The 15,267-nt window shown below is 68.7% G+C and carries 16 protein-coding genes; 10 read left to right on the top strand and 6 right to left on the bottom strand.

Annotation, left to right across the window (positions count from 1 at the left end):
• Positions 1 to 12: 12 nt before the first annotated feature.
• From ACZ6ZD_RS28680 to ACZ6ZD_RS28665, 4 genes are all read left to right on the top strand, one after another.
• On the top strand, positions 13 to 549 hold the full coding sequence (locus tag ACZ6ZD_RS28680) for a DUF402 domain-containing protein (RefSeq protein WP_465677026.1): 537 nt from the start codon (positions 13 to 15) through the stop codon (positions 547 to 549).
• Positions 521 to 844 carry a YciI family protein gene (locus ACZ6ZD_RS28675; protein WP_465677025.1) on the top strand — a complete coding sequence of 108 codons (324 nt, stop codon included), beginning with the start codon at positions 521 to 523 and terminating at the stop codon, positions 842 to 844. The genes ACZ6ZD_RS28680 and ACZ6ZD_RS28675 overlap by 29 nt, the downstream gene beginning before the upstream one ends.
• Positions 841 to 2,073, top strand: coding sequence for an RNA polymerase sigma factor (locus ACZ6ZD_RS28670; RefSeq protein WP_465677024.1), 1,233 nt, complete (start codon positions 841 to 843; stop codon positions 2,071 to 2,073). Before ACZ6ZD_RS28675 ends, ACZ6ZD_RS28670 begins: the two co-directional genes overlap by 4 nt.
• Before the next feature lie 237 nt (positions 2,074 to 2,310).
• Positions 2,311 to 3,519: a S1 family peptidase gene (locus tag ACZ6ZD_RS28665; RefSeq protein WP_465677023.1), complete on the top strand. Its 1,209-nt coding sequence runs from the start codon at positions 2,311 to 2,313 to the stop codon at positions 3,517 to 3,519.
• Between the two features lie 51 nt (positions 3,520 to 3,570).
• Here ACZ6ZD_RS28665 and ACZ6ZD_RS28660 read toward each other — a convergent pair whose 3' ends face one another.
• Positions 3,571 to 4,449, bottom strand: coding sequence for a hypothetical protein (locus ACZ6ZD_RS28660; RefSeq protein WP_465677022.1), 879 nt, complete (start codon positions 4,447 to 4,449; stop codon positions 3,571 to 3,573).
• An 88-nt stretch (positions 4,450 to 4,537) separates the two neighbouring features.
• On the opposite strand from ACZ6ZD_RS28660, the gene ACZ6ZD_RS28655 reads away from it, so the two are divergent.
• On the top strand, positions 4,538 to 5,164 hold the full coding sequence (locus ACZ6ZD_RS28655; protein ID WP_465677021.1) for a hypothetical protein: 627 nt from the start codon (positions 4,538 to 4,540) through the stop codon (positions 5,162 to 5,164).
• A 508-nt stretch (positions 5,165 to 5,672) separates the two neighbouring features.
• Here ACZ6ZD_RS28655 and ACZ6ZD_RS28650 read toward each other — a convergent pair.
• On the bottom strand, positions 5,673 to 6,797 hold the full coding sequence (locus ACZ6ZD_RS28650; RefSeq protein WP_465677020.1) for a hypothetical protein: 1,125 nt from the start codon (positions 6,795 to 6,797) through the stop codon (positions 5,673 to 5,675).
• Positions 6,798 to 7,110: 313 nt separating this feature from the next.
• Here ACZ6ZD_RS28650 and ACZ6ZD_RS28645 point away from each other — a divergent pair, with 313 nt between their 5' ends.
• From ACZ6ZD_RS28645 to ACZ6ZD_RS28635, 3 genes are all read left to right on the top strand, one after another.
• Positions 7,111 to 8,040, top strand: a complete 930-nt coding sequence (locus ACZ6ZD_RS28645; RefSeq protein ID WP_465677019.1) for a tyrosine-type recombinase/integrase — start codon at positions 7,111 to 7,113, stop codon at positions 8,038 to 8,040.
• Between the two features lie 104 nt (positions 8,041 to 8,144).
• Complete coding sequence (locus ACZ6ZD_RS28640; protein WP_465677018.1) at positions 8,145 to 8,471, top strand: ArsR/SmtB family transcription factor; 327 nt, start codon at positions 8,145 to 8,147, stop codon at positions 8,469 to 8,471.
• Positions 8,464 to 9,771 carry an alpha/beta fold hydrolase gene (locus ACZ6ZD_RS28635; RefSeq protein WP_465677017.1) on the top strand — a complete coding sequence of 436 codons (1,308 nt, stop codon included), beginning with the start codon at positions 8,464 to 8,466 and terminating at the stop codon, positions 9,769 to 9,771. Before ACZ6ZD_RS28640 ends, ACZ6ZD_RS28635 begins: the two co-directional genes overlap by 8 nt.
• 123 nt (positions 9,772 to 9,894) lie before the next feature.
• Here the strand turns inward: ACZ6ZD_RS28635 and ACZ6ZD_RS28630 are convergent, their stop codons facing one another.
• Genes ACZ6ZD_RS28630 through ACZ6ZD_RS28620 form a run of 3 tightly spaced genes read right to left on the bottom strand, consistent with a single transcriptional unit; the run spans position 9,895 to position 11,857 of the window.
• Positions 9,895 to 10,329: a GNAT family N-acetyltransferase gene (locus tag ACZ6ZD_RS28630; protein ID WP_465677016.1), complete on the bottom strand. Its 435-nt coding sequence runs from the start codon at positions 10,327 to 10,329 to the stop codon at positions 9,895 to 9,897.
• 13 nt (positions 10,330 to 10,342) lie between these two features.
• On the bottom strand, positions 10,343 to 11,095 hold the full coding sequence (locus ACZ6ZD_RS28625) for a DUF3626 domain-containing protein (RefSeq protein ID WP_465677015.1): 753 nt from the start codon (positions 11,093 to 11,095) through the stop codon (positions 10,343 to 10,345).
• A complete protein-coding gene (locus ACZ6ZD_RS28620) occupies positions 11,096 to 11,857 on the bottom strand; it encodes an SAM-dependent methyltransferase (RefSeq protein WP_465677014.1) in 762 nt (253 codons plus the stop codon).
• Positions 11,858 to 12,001: 144 nt separating this feature from the next.
• Between ACZ6ZD_RS28620 and ACZ6ZD_RS28615 the strand changes: the two genes are divergently transcribed.
• Complete coding sequence (locus ACZ6ZD_RS28615) at positions 12,002 to 13,027, top strand: hypothetical protein (RefSeq protein ID WP_465677013.1); 1,026 nt, start codon at positions 12,002 to 12,004, stop codon at positions 13,025 to 13,027.
• Here the strand turns inward: ACZ6ZD_RS28615 and ACZ6ZD_RS28610 are convergent, their stop codons facing one another.
• A complete protein-coding gene (locus ACZ6ZD_RS28610; RefSeq protein ID WP_465677012.1) occupies positions 13,028 to 14,173 on the bottom strand; it encodes a lipid II:glycine glycyltransferase FemX in 1,146 nt (381 codons plus the stop codon).
• Positions 14,174 to 14,432: 259 nt separating this feature from the next.
• Between ACZ6ZD_RS28610 and ACZ6ZD_RS28605 the strand changes: the two genes are divergently transcribed.
• A complete protein-coding gene (locus ACZ6ZD_RS28605) occupies positions 14,433 to 15,266 on the top strand; it encodes an aldo/keto reductase (RefSeq protein WP_465677011.1) in 834 nt (277 codons plus the stop codon).
• Position 15,267: the final 1 nt, after the last annotated feature.

Below are 15,267 nucleotides of genomic sequence, written 5' to 3'. Positions count from 1 at the left end.
GAAGGTCGGGGCGTGGAGAGTGTTCAGGTCCTGCATCGCACCGGGCAGTGGTGTCCTGGGCGTCGGGTCGACGGCGTCGTCGCGTACGACGTGCGGATCTTGCCGCGGTACCAGGTGCCGGGGCGGCCGTCTGTCGAGCGGTGTTTCCTGCTGCTCGATGAGGGCGTGCAGCTGACGCGGCCGGCGGTATTCGAGGGGCCGGTCGAGGGCTGGTGGTACGTCGACGTCGTCGAGATCGAGGGGTCGGGCGACGGTTACGTCGTCCATGATCTGTACGCCGACTTCCTCGTGCCGCCCGGGGGTGAGCGGTACCACGTGCTCGACCTGGACGAGTTGGGTCAGGCGCTGCGCGCGGGCCGGATCACGGCGGAGCAGTGTGCGACGGCGCTGGAGCGGGCGCAGCGGTTCGCCGAGCGGCATTTGCGGGCGGAGGGGACGGTCGAACCGCCGGGGGAATTTCCGCCGGCAGGGGTCTCGGCTTTTGACGGGTTGGGTTGCCTTTTCGAGGGAGAGGTTGGGGATGCAGTTCTTCGTTTCGGTGATCGATGATCGGACGGGGTCGGCGACGGCTGCGGAGATGGCGGCTATTGATGCGTTCAACGAGCGCGTGATGGCGGCCGGGAGCTGGGTGTTCGCGGGTGGGCTGGCGGCGCCGGGGGCGGCGACGGTGGTGGACGGGCGTGGGGCGGAGCCGTTGTTCACGGATGGGCCGTTCGTGGAGACGAAGGAGTATCTGGCCGGGTTCTGGATTTTCGAGGCGCCCGATCTGGAGGCGGCGTTGCGGCTGGCGGCCGAGGGGTCGAAGCACTGCAACCGGCGGGTCGAGGTGCGGGCGTTCCTGTGAGTGACGTTGCGGAGGCGATCGGCGCGGCGCATCGCGGTGAGTGGGCGCGGGTGGTCGCGTCGCTGGCCAAGCGGTTCGGCGATCTGGACGTCGCCGAGGAGGCCGCGGCCGAGGCCTTCGCGACGGCGGTGGCGCGGTGGCCGGAGGACGGCGTCCCGCCGAACCCGGGCGCCTGGCTGACCACCACCGCGAACCGGAAGGCGATCGACCGGCTGCGCCGCGAGAGCAAACGCGATGCCAAACATCGCGAGGCCCAGCAGACGTACGCCGAACCGCCCGAGCCGCTCGGAATCATCGACGACGAGCGGCTGCGGCTGATCTTCACCTGCTGCCACCCGGCGCTCGCGCTGGAGACGCGGGTCGCGCTCACGCTGCGGATGATCGGCGGACTGACCGTGCCCGAGATCGCCCGCGCGTTCCTGGTCCAGGAGACGACGATGGGCCAGCGGATTTCCCGGGCGAAGGCGAAGATCAAGACCGCGCGCATTCCGTACCGGGTGCCGGACGCCGCCGACCTGCCGGAGCGGGTGTCCGGCGTCCTCGCCGTATTGTTCCTGGTTTTCAACGAGGGCTATCTCGCGACCGGCCCCGGCACCGATCCGGTCCGCCTCGAGCTAACCGGCGAGGCGATCCGGCTCACCCGGCTGATCCACGCGCTGCTGCCGGACGACGGCGAGGTCGCCGGGCTGCTCGCGTTGATGCTGCTGACCGAGGCCCGGCGGACGGCGCGGGTGTCGGCGTCCGGCGTCCTGATCCCGCTCGGCGAGCAGGACCGGACGGCGTGGGACGCGGAGCTGATCGCCGAGGGGCACGCGCTGGTTCGCGCGCGGCTGGCGACCGGCGTCGCGCCCGGCCGTTATCAGCTTCTCGCCGCGGTGAACGCCGTCCACACCTCGGCGCGCAAGGTCGAGGAGACGGACTGGTCGCAGGTCGTGGCCCTGTACAACCAACTCGTCCGCCTCGACCCGTCGCCGATCGTCGTCCTGAACCGTGCGATCGCCGTCGCCGAGCTGGACGGCCCGGAGGTCGCGCTCACCGCGGTCGACCAGCTCGCCGGGAGCCTCGGCGGGTACCACGCGTACCACGTGACGCGGGCGGATCTGCTCCGCCGGCTGGGCCGGGCCGAAGAATCTCGCGCGGCCTACGACAAAGCCCTGGAATTGACCGGGAACACGGCGGAAATCGCCTATCTGACCCGTCGGCGGGACGAATTGGACGCCGAAAACTAAACCGGTCTACTGCAGAATGGCGGGCAGAAGGCTCCCCCTCGTTCCGACCTTCGCCGGCTGCCGTTCGGCGCGCGTTCACCCTCGACCTCCGGCGCCCCGGCCCGGGTTCACCGAAGGCATACCCTTGCCCGGCCCCTCGTGACGTGGCGTGCCCTTGTCGTCATCCTGGGTCACCTCAACGATTCAGTGCACCGGAGCCTCCGAGGCAGGCTCCACCGAAGAATCGGATGTGACCCGATGCGCTTCCCGCCCCGCCCCCGTAAGTCCTTCGCCGGCGCCGTCCTCGCTCTCGGACTCGGCGCCGCCGCCCTGGCGCCGATGCAGACCGCGACCAGCGCGCCCGTCCCCGCCCCGGCCGACGGCGTGTACGACGTCCTCGGCAAGACCTGGGGCGTGACCGCGACCCAGGCCAAGGTCCGCCTGGACGGCGAGCACGCCAAGGCGAACGCCTTCGAGTCGGCCAAGAAGGAGTCGGCCAACCTGGACGGCGCGTTCTTCGACGCGAAGCGCCAGCTGGTCGTCAACGTGCACTCGGCCAAGGCCGCCGAGGTCGCTCGCGAGCACGGTCTGAGCCCCCGGACCGTCGCGCGCGGTGAGAAGGCCCTGGCCAAGCTGCAGCAGCAGGTCCAGGCCCTGGCCGACAAGTCCGGCTCGCTGCAGGTGCAGTCGATCGGCGCCGACCTGCCGACCGACCGCCTGCAGGTCGTGCTCCAGCCCGGCAAGCAGTCCGCCAAGACCGCGGCGCTGGTCAAGCAGCTGAAGGCGCTGCCCGGTGTCGACGTCAGCACCAACACCACCACGCTGACCATGACTGCCGACGTCATCGGCGGCCAGATCATGGACCTGGTCCCGGGGACGAACTGCTCGCTCGGCTTCTCCGGCACCCGCAGCGGAAACAACGTGATGCTGAGCGCCGGCCACTGCGTCGAGGGCAACCCGATGGTGCAGAACCGCTCCGGCGTCCGGCTCGGCGTCGGTATCGCGAGCCGCTTCCGCACCGGCTCGCCGAGTGTCGACATGGGCCTGATGGACATCGACTCCAACAACGTCGGCCGCGGCTACATCGACAACCGCAACGGCCAGACCACCCGTGTGACGGGCTCTTCGAAGGCCCCGGTCGGGACGACGATCTGCAAGGCCGGTAACACCACCGGCTGGACCTGCGGCTCGATCACGCAGTACAACCTCACCGTCAACTACGGCGGCGCGGGCGGCAGCGTCACCCGCACCAGCGGCCTGGCCCGCTCGACCGTCTGCACCGAAGGCGGCGACTCCGGCGGCGCCTACATCTCCGGCACCATCGCCCAGGGCATGACCTCGGGCGGCCCGAACGACGGCCACGACTGCGGCTTCAACCAGGGCGGCAACGCCACCGGCTCCTACTCCTTCTACCAGCCCGTCGTCGACGCCGCGAGCTACTACGGCGTCACCCTCACGCTCGGCTGACCCCTCCCCCGCGCGGCCCTCTCACCACTCGGTGAGAGGGCCGTCGCGTTGTCAGGAGATCGTGCCGAGCCAGTCGCCGGGCAGCGGCTCTAGGTTGAGGGCGACGAAGATCAGCTCGTCGACCTCCGGCCGGAGCGGGTCGAACAGAACCAGGACCGCTGCTCCGGCGGCGACCGGCGTCCGCCCCTGGAGCGTGCGGATCACCCACCGATCGACGCCGCCTCGATCGGTGAACTTGACGACGATCTTCGCGCCGACGACGGAGCGCTGGCCGACGTCGTTCGAGGCGGTCTGAACGGTGACATCGGTGACGACGCCTTCGACCTTGGCGCCCTCGGCGAGCAGCCGGGCGCGGTCGGCGAGCTGCTGCCGTAAGCGGCGGTTGTGCCTGACGGCGAAGACGATCGAGGCGATCGCAGCCAGCGCGAAGAGGGCCGGCAGCCAGCTGGTCGCGTGGTACATGACCCAGCCGAACGCACTCCACGGCTTGTCGTGCTGGAACACCGGGTCGACCTTCGTACCGACCGCGAGCGGCTCGACCCAGCCCAGGGTGCTCAGCACGACGCCAACAGCCACCGCGCTCAGCGCGACCGGCAGCTGGACGACGGGCTGCTTCACGCCGCCGCGGTACTCGCCGATCAGATAGCGGGTCAGCCCGGCGGTCAGCATCAGCCCAAAGGTCCCGACGACGAACCAGATACCCATCGCGGCCGGACCCCAGAGCCCGGAGTCGATCTCGTTGTCGGCGAAGATGCTGTCGGTCGCGCTACTGCGCAGCATGCCGACCATCGCGCCGATGCCCAGACCGAGCGCTACAGCGGCGACCGTCTGACCGACGCCGGCAACGATTGCACCGATCAAGAACTTCGGCTTCCCGGCCCGTTGCAGCCGCCGCGTACGGCGTGCTTGTACCGGATCAACTGTGCTCATGGCTCCCCCTCGGACCCCAGCCCCGAGCCCGCAGCCTACCCCGCCGGCAGTCCTGTCACGGCCTGCCGCGGTCAGCTGTCTTGGAGGCATGAAACCAAGAATTCTGCGGATCGGCGCCGCCCTCCTGACGCTGGTCCTCGCATCCACCGCACTTGCCGCGCCGCAGGCGCTGGCCGGCCCGGCGTACACCTGGCAGTGGCGCGAACACACCCTGCAGATCGACCACGCACCGGGAACCGGATCTTCCTGGGCCTGGGTCCACAACGGCGGCCGGGCCGATCTGCGGGTCGCGGCGTACGACTTCGACCGGCAGATCCAGTCGCCCCACACGATCAAGCCGGGAGCGTCCTGGCAGCGGACGTTCGACACCAAAGCCATGCGCCTGCAGATCTGCGAGGCCACCGGGCAGAAGCGCTGCCGCAACGCGATCTACCCCAACGTCGCCCACTCACCGCACAACTACAGCTGGGAATTCGGTACCTGGGGGCTGCAGATCGACAACGATCCCGACATCGGGACTGCCTGGTTCTCCGCCAGAAACCGCTCCGAGCAGCCGCTCCGAGTCTTCCTCGATCTCACCAAAGGCAGCAAAGAGTCGATCATCCCGTCCGGCCGAAACACCTCGGGCGAGCTCAGCGCGCGCGTCGAGAACTTCAAGATGTGCAACCACCACACCAACACCTGCCTGGACTCCCTCATGCCAGTAGGCCCCTAACTCTCCGCCCGCCTCCCCCTCACCCCCAGGGGGAGGCCCAACTCCGGCCCCGGCGCGGGCCCGTTGGAGGCGTACTCCGCGACCCGCGTGCAGAACGGGTGGAACCACCAGGCGTACGCCGCGCAGACCTCATGCACGACCCGCGTGACGCACAGGTGGAACTACCAGGCGTACGCCGCGCAGACCTCTTACACGACCCGCGTGACGCACAGGTGGAACTACCAGGCGTACGTCGCCTGGTTCACCGACCTCATGCATGACGCGGGAGACGCTGCACGGACACCATCGTCACGACGATCGCGCCCGCGTGGGCGCACAACACGGTCGGCGGCATCATCCACGTCTCGTATCGCGGTGAGTTCCGGCGCCGCCTCGCATGGGCCGAGTTTCGAACCCCGTCCGGACAGCTCGACCAGGCCGAGGGCTCTACGAGTCCGAGACCGCGGCTCGGCTCTTCGGCGAGTTTCTGAACGGCCTCAACTGGGAGCGCTACCTCCGGGCTGGGGGGCTAGTTCTGGGGGTCGGTGGTTGGGTCGGGGGTGGTTGTGGCTTGGGCTAGCTGGACTCGGAGGTCGGCGGCGGTTTGTTCGGCGGCCTGTTGGGCTGTGGTGGCGGCGGTGATGCGGTCGGTGGCGGCTTGGCGGAGGTCGGCCAGCTGGGCTTGGTGGTCGGTGCGGAGCTGCTCGCGGTCGGCGCGGTGGTCAGCGCGGAGAGAGTCGAGGGCCGCGCTGTGTTGGGTGTGGAGGTTGCGGAGCTCGGAGCGGAGGTCCTCGGCAGTCTTGAGGGCTGCCTGACGCTCGGAGTCCGCAGTGGCTTTAGCGGTCTGGGCGGCTCGCGCAGCGGCTCGGATCTCGTCGAGCTGGGTCTGGTTGGCGGCTTGGACGGCGGCCAGGCGCGTGTCGGCTTCCGCACGGAGCTGCTGGAGCTCTGCAGCAGCCGTCTGCTGGGCGGTTGCCAGCTCTTGACGCGCCTCAGCCAGCTCACTGGCGGCCACCTCGCGCGCGGCGGCGGCCTCCTGACGGGCCTCCTCGGCTGCGGCCAGCGCGGTGGCAGTCTCACGATTCGCGGTGACGAGCAGCTCGAAGGCCTCCTGAGCTGCGGCGTCCGCCTCGTCTCGAGCGTCTTCGGACTCCGCGGCCTGCTGCTCAGCCTGCCGGCGGCGGTGCTCCTCCTCACCACGCAGGCGCTCGGACTCGGCCAGCTGCGCGCGCGACGACGCCTGGAGCTGCTCGACCTCGGCCGCTACAGCTTCGGCCGAGCCGTACGCCCGGACCGCTTCGGTGATCCCGGTGAGGAACTCCTGCAGCTGGTCGAGCCGACGCGGCAACTCGAGCATCTGATTCTCGAGGGTGGCCCGGGCGGTCGTCACCGGCCCAGTCACCGCCGGCTGCGCATTCACCACGCCAGCTGCGTCACTCGGACGCTTCTGGACAGCCTTCTTCGCCGCCCAGGCCGTCGCCTTGTTATGGACGACCGGCTTCCCGTCGACTCCAGGCCCTTCGATCCCGCAGTACTTCGGCGGCCGGCCGGTCGCTCCGGCGTCCGTCTGTTTCGGGTTCGGGCAGTTCACTCCCGGGAACTCGCACAGGCCCACGCGCGCCTGTGCGGTCTGCTCAATCTCCGCCGTCGTCATGTCCTCACCCTACCACGTTTCGTCACTTCCGTTTCGTATTTCGTTAGTTTAGTTACGTCAAACTAAACTGAACTATCTCTACTAAATCATAATGACTGAGAGCGCATAATCCCCGTTATGCGCTAAGATCTCTCCTGTGGACGACGAGCTGGCGAAGCGCTTTCAAGGAGCTGTAGTCGAGCAGCCAAAACCTGATGGGGTGACGGAAGCCGCTGTACGCCGCTCACTGGGGGCCCGTAAACCGATCGGTGCCGGCCATTCGGCCGAGACTGTGGACCGGCTTGATCTGCTAACCGGAGTACTTACTCCGGAGTTGACCGCTCTGACCGTCCTCTGGCTGGGCGGGAGTCGTCGCGCTAGCCCGCAGACGCGGATCGCGTACGCCGACGACCTGCTGCTCTGGGCCGAGTGGGCCCGCCGCGAGCTGGGCCGGGATCGCTTCGCGCTCGACCTGCACCGCGGTGAGATCACCATGTGGCTGTCGCAGCAGCAAGATGCCGGCGCGTCCGAGTCGTCGATCGCCCGCCGGCTCTCGACCCTGTCCAGCCTCTACCGGTACGCCGCCAGTTGGGGCCTTCCCGTCCTCTCCCCCATCTCCGACGACGACCATCGGCCCAAGTTCCGTCGCGGCCGCCGTGCGACGTCCGCCCGGGTCCTGCAGGCGGACGACGTCACCGCGTTGCTCGCGGCGGCGACCGACGTCCGCGATGCGCTGGTCGTCGGCTTGCTCTTCACCGGCGCTCTGCGTGTCTCAGAGCTGTGCGCGATCGACGACAGCGATCGGCACGACGAGGGTCGGCGTACCTGGCTGGTCGTCACCCGCAAGGGCGGTGAGTCGGTCCGCGTCCCCCTCGAGACCACCGTCGCCGAGCTTCTCGACCTGTACGTCGCCGTCCGCCCGCCCTGGGCAGACACCGGCCCGGCCCCGCTCATCGCCGACACTAACGGCCACCGCCTCGATCGGCACGACGTCACCCGTCTACTCCGCCGGCTGGCGAAGTCCGCTGGTATCCCCCGCCCGGAGAAGGTCACCCCGCACTCCCTGCGCGCCACCGCGATCACCGACCAGAAACGCCGCGGCCTGAACGCCGAAGACATCCAGGAGCTCTCCGGTCACGCCGACGTCCGGACCGTCATGATCTACATCGACGACGACGGCCGCTCCGAACGCGTCACCGCCATCACCGACGACCTCGGCCGCGTCATGCGCGCCGTCCCCCGCCACCTTCGCCGCACAACCTGACCCCGCCAGACGCGTCACCCCAGCCCGACCGTCGCGCAGGAGGCGCGAAGATACACTTGCGTGTATATACAGCTAGCTGTATGTTCTGGGCCATGGTCAATGACGTGCAGCAGCGGCTGACGGTGATCTCCGAGCCGAACCGGTTCCGGATCGTCGAGTCGCTCAGGGACGGTCCCCGGTCGGTCGGCAGTATCGTCGCCGAACTCGAGCTGGGGCAGCCCCAGGTGTCACGCCATCTGCGGCTCCTCGCCGAGGTCGGCGTGGTCGACGCGACGAAACATGCGCAGCAGCGGATCTACCGGCTGCGCCCGGAATCGATGCGCGATCTGAACGACTGGACGCAGCGCTTCGCGGGCCTCTGGGCCGAGCGGATGGAGCGTCTCGACTCCTTCCTGAACGAAACGAAGAGTGAGGACCCAGAACATGCCTGACGACGGGGTCGTGATCGATAGCTCACGCAATACCGTTCGGATCACTCGTCGTTACGGCGCGGGCGTGGACCGGGTGTGGTGGGCCTGGACCGATGCCGCAGCGATCACGCAGTGGTGGGGCCCGGCGGGCTGGGCGACGACCGTTCACGAGATGGACGTCCGTCCGGGCGGCCGCTGGCGTTTCGAGCTCGCGCCGCAGGACAGGTCGGCCGAAACCGTGCGTGGTATCGCGACCTATGGCCGCGTCGTTCCAGGGACCGAACTGACCTATGACGACACGTTTGCCAACGAGGAGTGGCAGGCCGACGGGACCGGCACCTTTCCGACCTCGGTCGTCTTCACTCCGTCCGGCACCGGCACCCGTGTCGAGGTGGAGATCAGCTTCCCCGATCACCGGGCACTGCAGCGAGCGGTCGAACTGCAGATGGTCGAGGGGTATTCCCAGTCCTTCGACCGGCTCAGCGACCTGTTACGAACAAACCAGGAGGACCCGACCTTGTTGACCATCGATTCCGCTGACGGCACCACGATCGCCTACGAGAAGGTCGGCTCCGGCCCAGCCATCATCGTGGTCAGTAACGTCGCCGAGGACCACACTGCCGTCAGCGGCCTGGTCAAGGCGCTCGCCGACCACTTCACCGTGATCAGCTTCGACCGGCGTGGACGTGGCGCCAGCGGTGATCCGCAGCCCTACGACCCGGCCCGCGAGATCGAGGACATCGCCGCCCTGATCGACATCGCCGGCGGATCCGCCGCCCTGACCAGCGGTTCTGGCGGCTGCGCGATCATCCTTGACGCAGCAGATGCACTGGGCGACAAGGTGACCGGGCTCTACCTCTACGATCCGCCGTTCCTCGTCGACGACGCCCGGCCACCGGTCCCCGCCGACTACGTCGAGCACGTAGCAGAGCTGGTCGCGGCCGGCCGGCGCAGCGACGCCGTTGAGTACATGATGACCGAAGTTATCGGCGTCCCCGCCGAGTACATCGAGCCGATGAAACAGGACCCTTCCTGGAACGACATGACCCGCTACGCCCACACTTTCGTCTACGAGGGCAAGAACCTGCACGGACTGATGGACGGCAAACCCCTCCCCACCGACCGCTGGTCCATCACCGCACCGATCGCGGTCGCCATCGGCAGCAACAGCGAACCCCACTTCCACACCGGCGCCGAAGCCCTGGCCGCACTCCTGCCCAACGTCACAGTCCTCAACCTCCCCGACCAGGGCCACGGCGCCTTCTGGGCAGCCCCCCAAGAGGTCTCGGACCAGATCCGCAGGTTCCTACTAACTCAGTAGCCGAGGCCGCACCTCCACCGCCCACCAACTCTCATTCGGGGCTCCTCAGCCGGCGCAGTTGAGCGGGGCTGAGTCGCGAGCAATGAGGTTGGTGGGTGACGGGCGTCCGCCGTACGACCTGGGTTACAGGGGGCGGGAGTAGATGAGGAAGCCGTGGTGGCTGGCGAGCTGGTCGTACAGGTGTCTGGCGGTCTGGTTGGACTCGTGGGTTGCCCAGTAGAGGCGGTCGCAGCCGTGGGTGGTTGCCCAGGTGGCTACTGCGGTGATGAGGGCTCGGGCGGCGCCTTGGCCGCGGGCTTCGGGGGCGGTGAAGAGGTCTTGTAGGTAGCAGGCGTCGCCGGAGGTTGTGCTGGGGTGGGTGAGGAAGTGGGCGATGCCGATCAGGTGGTTGTCGAGGCGGGCGCCTAGGGCGTGGAGTTCGCCGGAGTGGAAGCGCGGCCAGGTTCGGTCGTAGAAGCCGGTCGGCATGGTTGGTCGGCCGTAGAACTCGCTGTAGCCGGCGAACAGGCGCTCCCAGTCGTCGCGGTCGGTCGGCTGCAGCGGGCCCAGGGTCAGCATGTTGGCCAGCTTGTCACGTGGGTCGGGCGTCGGTTCGGCGGCCGTAGTGGGCCAGACAGTGCCAGAGGTGTTTCAGGTCCTGGGCGGACTGGCTGGTGGAAGTGAGGGTGGTGGGTGTTAGTAGTGGGCCGAGGGACTTGGCGAGGTTGGCGATGTGGGGGCCCCGGAAGGTGGGGTCGATTGCTTCGGGGCGGACTTCGAAGCCCGGGTGGTACTCGACCGGGCAACCGAGGCGGGCGGCAGCGTGGGCGACTGGGGTGTTGGCGAAGGACGGGTCGAGGACGACGGCATCGACGTCCGCGGTGAAGCGGACGGGGCCGTGGACGTGGGCTTCGACGTAGTCGTCGAGATCGTCGTTTGCTGTCTTGTCGGCGAGGTGGCACAAGTGCGGCAGGAGGGATTGGTCGCCGAGGTCGGTGGGCTCGTAGACGGAGTCGGGGAAGCAGAAGGTGGCTCGGTCGACTGTGGCTGGGCGCAGCCGGAGGTAGGAGGAGCCGAAGCGGATCGCGCCGCCGTAGGGGCTGGCGTGGCGGTTCCAGGCGCCGTACACGGGACGGCTTGTGGCGGGGGCGTCGTCGTACCGGCCGGCGAAGAGGCGGCTCTCCCAGCGCCAGCGGTCTCCGCCGGGGTGTGCGGTACGGCCGCCGTTGGAGGTGCCGGTGCTGAACTGGGAGCGGTAGATACCGTCGGCGGCCATCGAGTCGATCACGGTGCCGTCGCCGTAGGGCCAGTTCGGGTGGAACTGCAGGGTGATTGCCGGGGGCATCTAGTTGCGGTGGGCGAGGAGGCGGACGAGGCCGATCAGGTTTCCTTGGTCGGCTTCGAGCATGGTGGCGTCGGGTGCGTAGCCACGGCCGATCAGGTCGCAGGCCTTGAGCCAGGACAGCCAGTCGTCCCAGCCGCCGGGGACCAGGTCGGCGGTGTCGATGGTGACCAGGCCGGTGCGTTCCCAGAGGTTGCGCCACCAGTCGGCTGCGAGCCAGGTGAACATGTCCGGCGTCCAGTGCGCGGCGAGGTACGGCGGGAGGCCAGTGCCGAAGTCGTTGACGAGGCCTGGGGTGACGACGCCGAGGGCACCGCCGGGTTTGAGGTAGTTGAGGAGGTACGCGAGGTAGCGGCCCTCGGTGCCGAAGTAGTGGTAGGAGCCGACGCTGACGACGGCGTCGAAGAAGCCGTGGGCGAACAGGAGCTCGGTGGCTTCGGTACGCAGGGGGTGGACGCGGTCGGCGAGCTCCCAGTCGCGGATCCGCGCCCAGTTCTCGGTGGGGTCGATCCACAGGTCGGCCGCCCAGACCTCGACGTCGTACTCGCGGGCCAGGAAGATGGACGTCGCCGCCCGGCCACAGCCGAGGTCGAGCACCCGCATCCCGGGCCGCAACGTCATCACCTGCATCAGCGCCTCGACGCACCACAGCGGATGCGGGCCCATCGCGTTGTCGATGATCCAGAGCGGCTCGTAGCCGGAGCTGCGGGGGTAGCGCTCACGGGTGAGCGCTGCGCGGAGTTCTTCATCGGGAGCTGGAGGCATCTGTTAGAAGGTCGCAGTACGCCGTTGCCGTCGCAACAGAATTTCGGCCTCCGGTTCTGGTCCACTGCCGAGGCCTGATCGGGCAAGGCTCGGCACGGCGGTGGCTTTGGGAGCGGGAACTCCGGCAGGGTGGGGAGGGTGGAGATGAGAAGAAGGCTGGCGGCGGGACTTTCGGTGGCTCTGGTCGGTTCGGCGGTCGGGGCGGTGCCGGCGGCTGCCGAGGTCGGTCCGGTGAAGGTGACGTTGAGTAAGACGAGTGTCGCGGTGTCGTCGCTCAACACGGTGCCGGTGACTGTGACGGTCGAGGGGTCTTACGAGGACTTGTCGTTCGACAAGTCGCTCTTCGTCCAGTTCAAGCGGATCAGCGGAAGTGGGCCGGCGAACGAGTTCTCGTCGATGCCGCTCCAGCTTGTTGATGGTGACGGGACTCCGGGGCTTTGGCGCGGTACGGCGTACGTTCCGTCGACGCTGAACGGGACGGTCGAGCCGGCCGCGGTCGACGGGCTGGAGTTCGTCGAGGGGAAGCCGGCGTCCAGCCCGGTCCCGGTCGCGAATCCGCCGGCGCTGGTGGTGAACGGGGTCCATGTCCCGAAGTTCACCTCGGTCCTGACGCCGAGCGTGGTGCCGTACGACAAGCCGTGGTCGGTGCGGTACACCGTCGTCGACTCGCAGACGGGCAAGCCGTACGGGACGCGGTTGAAGTTGTGGTTCGGGATCGAGGAGCGATGCCTCGAGGCGAACGAGCACGAGGAAGTGCTGAGCGACACCAACGGCAACTTCACCCGGTCGTTCGCCGCGAACCCTAACGGCGACTGGACGAGCTGTATGAAGCTGCCGGGGAAGCCAGGCGGGATCGCGCGGCTCGTCACGCGGGTCAAGCGGCCGGCCGCGATCTCGGCCGCGCCCTCGAAGACCAGCGCGCCGGTCGGCACGATCGTCCCGGTGAACGGCGCCGTCGTCCGCGGCAACTACTGCCAGGTCGCTCTGCAGCGCCTCTACGGCGCGACCGCCTGGCGCACCGTCAGCACCACCAAGGTCCGGATCAGCGACCGCTTCACCCTGAACGCGCAACCGGCGTACAAGGGCAACATCAGCTACCGCGCCTACCTGCCGCCGTGCGGTGACAAGGTCGCCGGCAGCACCAAGCCCTTCGTCATCCGCGGTACCTGATCAGCCTCGGCGGTAGCGAGTCATCGCGCGCAGCAGCAGCTGATTGACCGGACCGGGGAGGGGCCGCTCCCACTCCCCCACGGTCTGGATCAGCTCACCACCGGTCCCGAGCTTCCAGCGGAGCAGACCGAAGGCGGGGTCCGCTGGGTCGAGGCAGCCGCTGACGCCGCGCATGTCGTAGCGCTCGGCGCCGAGCTGGTGAGCGTCCGACATCATCCGCCACTGCAGAATGTGACTCGGACGGACGTCGCGGCGGTGGCTGGCCGATCCGCCGGACTGGTACCAGACTCGGCGTCCGACCACGTTCATCGTGTGCGCGGCGAGCAGCTCGTCCCGATACGTCGACAGGTAGAGCCGCATCCGGCCCTGGAGCTCGGCGTTCAGGACGCGGTACTGGCGTTCGTAGTACGCGAGGGACCGGCCGAGGCGGAAGCCGTTGCGCCGCTCCGTTGCCTGCAGCAACTGGAAGAAGGCGGGCAGGTCGGTCTCGGTGCCGATCCGGATCCGGACGCCGGACTTCTCCCCCTTCTGGATGTTGCGCCGCCACTCCTTGCTCAGCCCCGACCACAGCTCGGCCTCGGTCCGCCCGGCGAGCGGCACCTGGAACTGGTACCGCGGCTGCGCGTCCCCGCCTGTCCCGTCCTCGCCGCCGCGGGACCACCCGAGCGACCGCAGCCGTTCGACCACTGCCGACCCGACCGGCTCCACGACGTCCGGGAGGACGTCGTCCACCTGGCGGCCCGGCGCCCCGGCCGACTTGAGTGTCGCCGCCTGCCAGCGCCGCAGCGCTGGTGGCGGACCGAGCCGGACGGCGAACACCTGTCGCCGGTCGAGGTACTCGAGCAGCGGGTCGAGCCACCGCTCCAGCCGTGGGTCGGCCCAGTCGATATCCGGGCCCTCCGGCAGGTAGGCATACCACCGCGAAACCCCCGGCAACCGGCGCAGCAACACCAGCGTGGTGCCGACGACGGTGCCGTCCGGCTCGCGCCACGCGAGTAACTCCGACGTCCATTCGGCTTTCACCGCGGCCCACGCGGCGACCTGTAGATAACTGCGCCCGCCGTGCAGATCCGCCAGCGCCTGGTATTCCCCCGGAGCAATTGCTCCGATTGTCAGCACACTCGCTCTGGTCGCGACCTCACTCATCGTGTTCCCTCCTCAGCAGCACAACCGCCTCACTACTGAAGAGCGCCTGAACCCACCGAAAAGTCACACCACAGTGTGGATCCGGCGGGCCGGCCGGTCGGCGGGCGCGGGGAAACGGCACCCGGCCAGGCAACAAAAAATCCACCCGGAAAGGGTGGACTGGAGTTTATTGGTGATTTATCCTGGCGGGATGCCGGAAATAGAAATGAATGCGCTATTACCTACAAACTTAGCATCGGGAATTGCGGAGGTCAAGTCGATGGAATTGCGGCGGGTCGGATTCGGGGCGAAGCGGCTGGGCGGCGGCAGCGGGGAGCTGACGGTCGCGGACGGCGCGGCGCTGGTGCGGCTGGCGGTGGAGCTGGGGGTGAACCATGTGGACACCGCGTTGTTCTACCCGTCGTTCGCGCGGGCGGGCGAGGTGTGGGAGTTCGAGGTGCTCGGGTGGGCGAACGAGGCGGTGCGGGCCGGGGTCGGGTCGGCGGAGGTGCTGGTCGCGACGAAGGTCGGGCCGACGCCCGAGGGGATGGCGCGGCCGGACCAGTTGGCGGCGTACGTCGAGGAGAATCTGCGGACGCTCGGTCGGGACACCCTCGATCTGGTGTATTTGCGGCAGGCCGGGCTGACGTCGGTCGCGGAGCATTTCGGAGTGCTGGCCGAGCTGCGCGACAAGGGGCTGATTCGACAGCTCGGGTTGTCGAACATCCGCAACGAGCATCTGGCGCAGGCGCAGGAGATCGCGCCGGTCGCCGCCGTCCAGAATCGGTACGGCGTCGGCTACGGCCGGGTCAACGACGAGCTGCTGCGGGTCTGTGGTGAGCAGGGCATCGCGTTCGTGCCGTACTTCGCGCTGACCGGCGCGTCGCGGGAGGCCGGCGGGCTGAGCGCGGACGACGTCGTCCAGCAGATCGCCGATGCGCATGGCGCGACCGCCGCGCAGGTCCGGCTCGCTTGGGCGTTGGCGCAGGGCGAGCACGTGCTGGTGATCCCGGGGACGGGTAACCCGCGGCATCTGGAGCAGAATCTCGCCGCCGCCGATGTCCGGCTCACGGCGGCCGAGCTCGAAACTCTGAGCGCGATCCCCTCCGACTGAG

Source organism: Kribbella sp. NPDC104218 (assembly GCF_055584105.1).
This window is presented reverse-complemented; position numbering and strand designations above follow the sequence as displayed.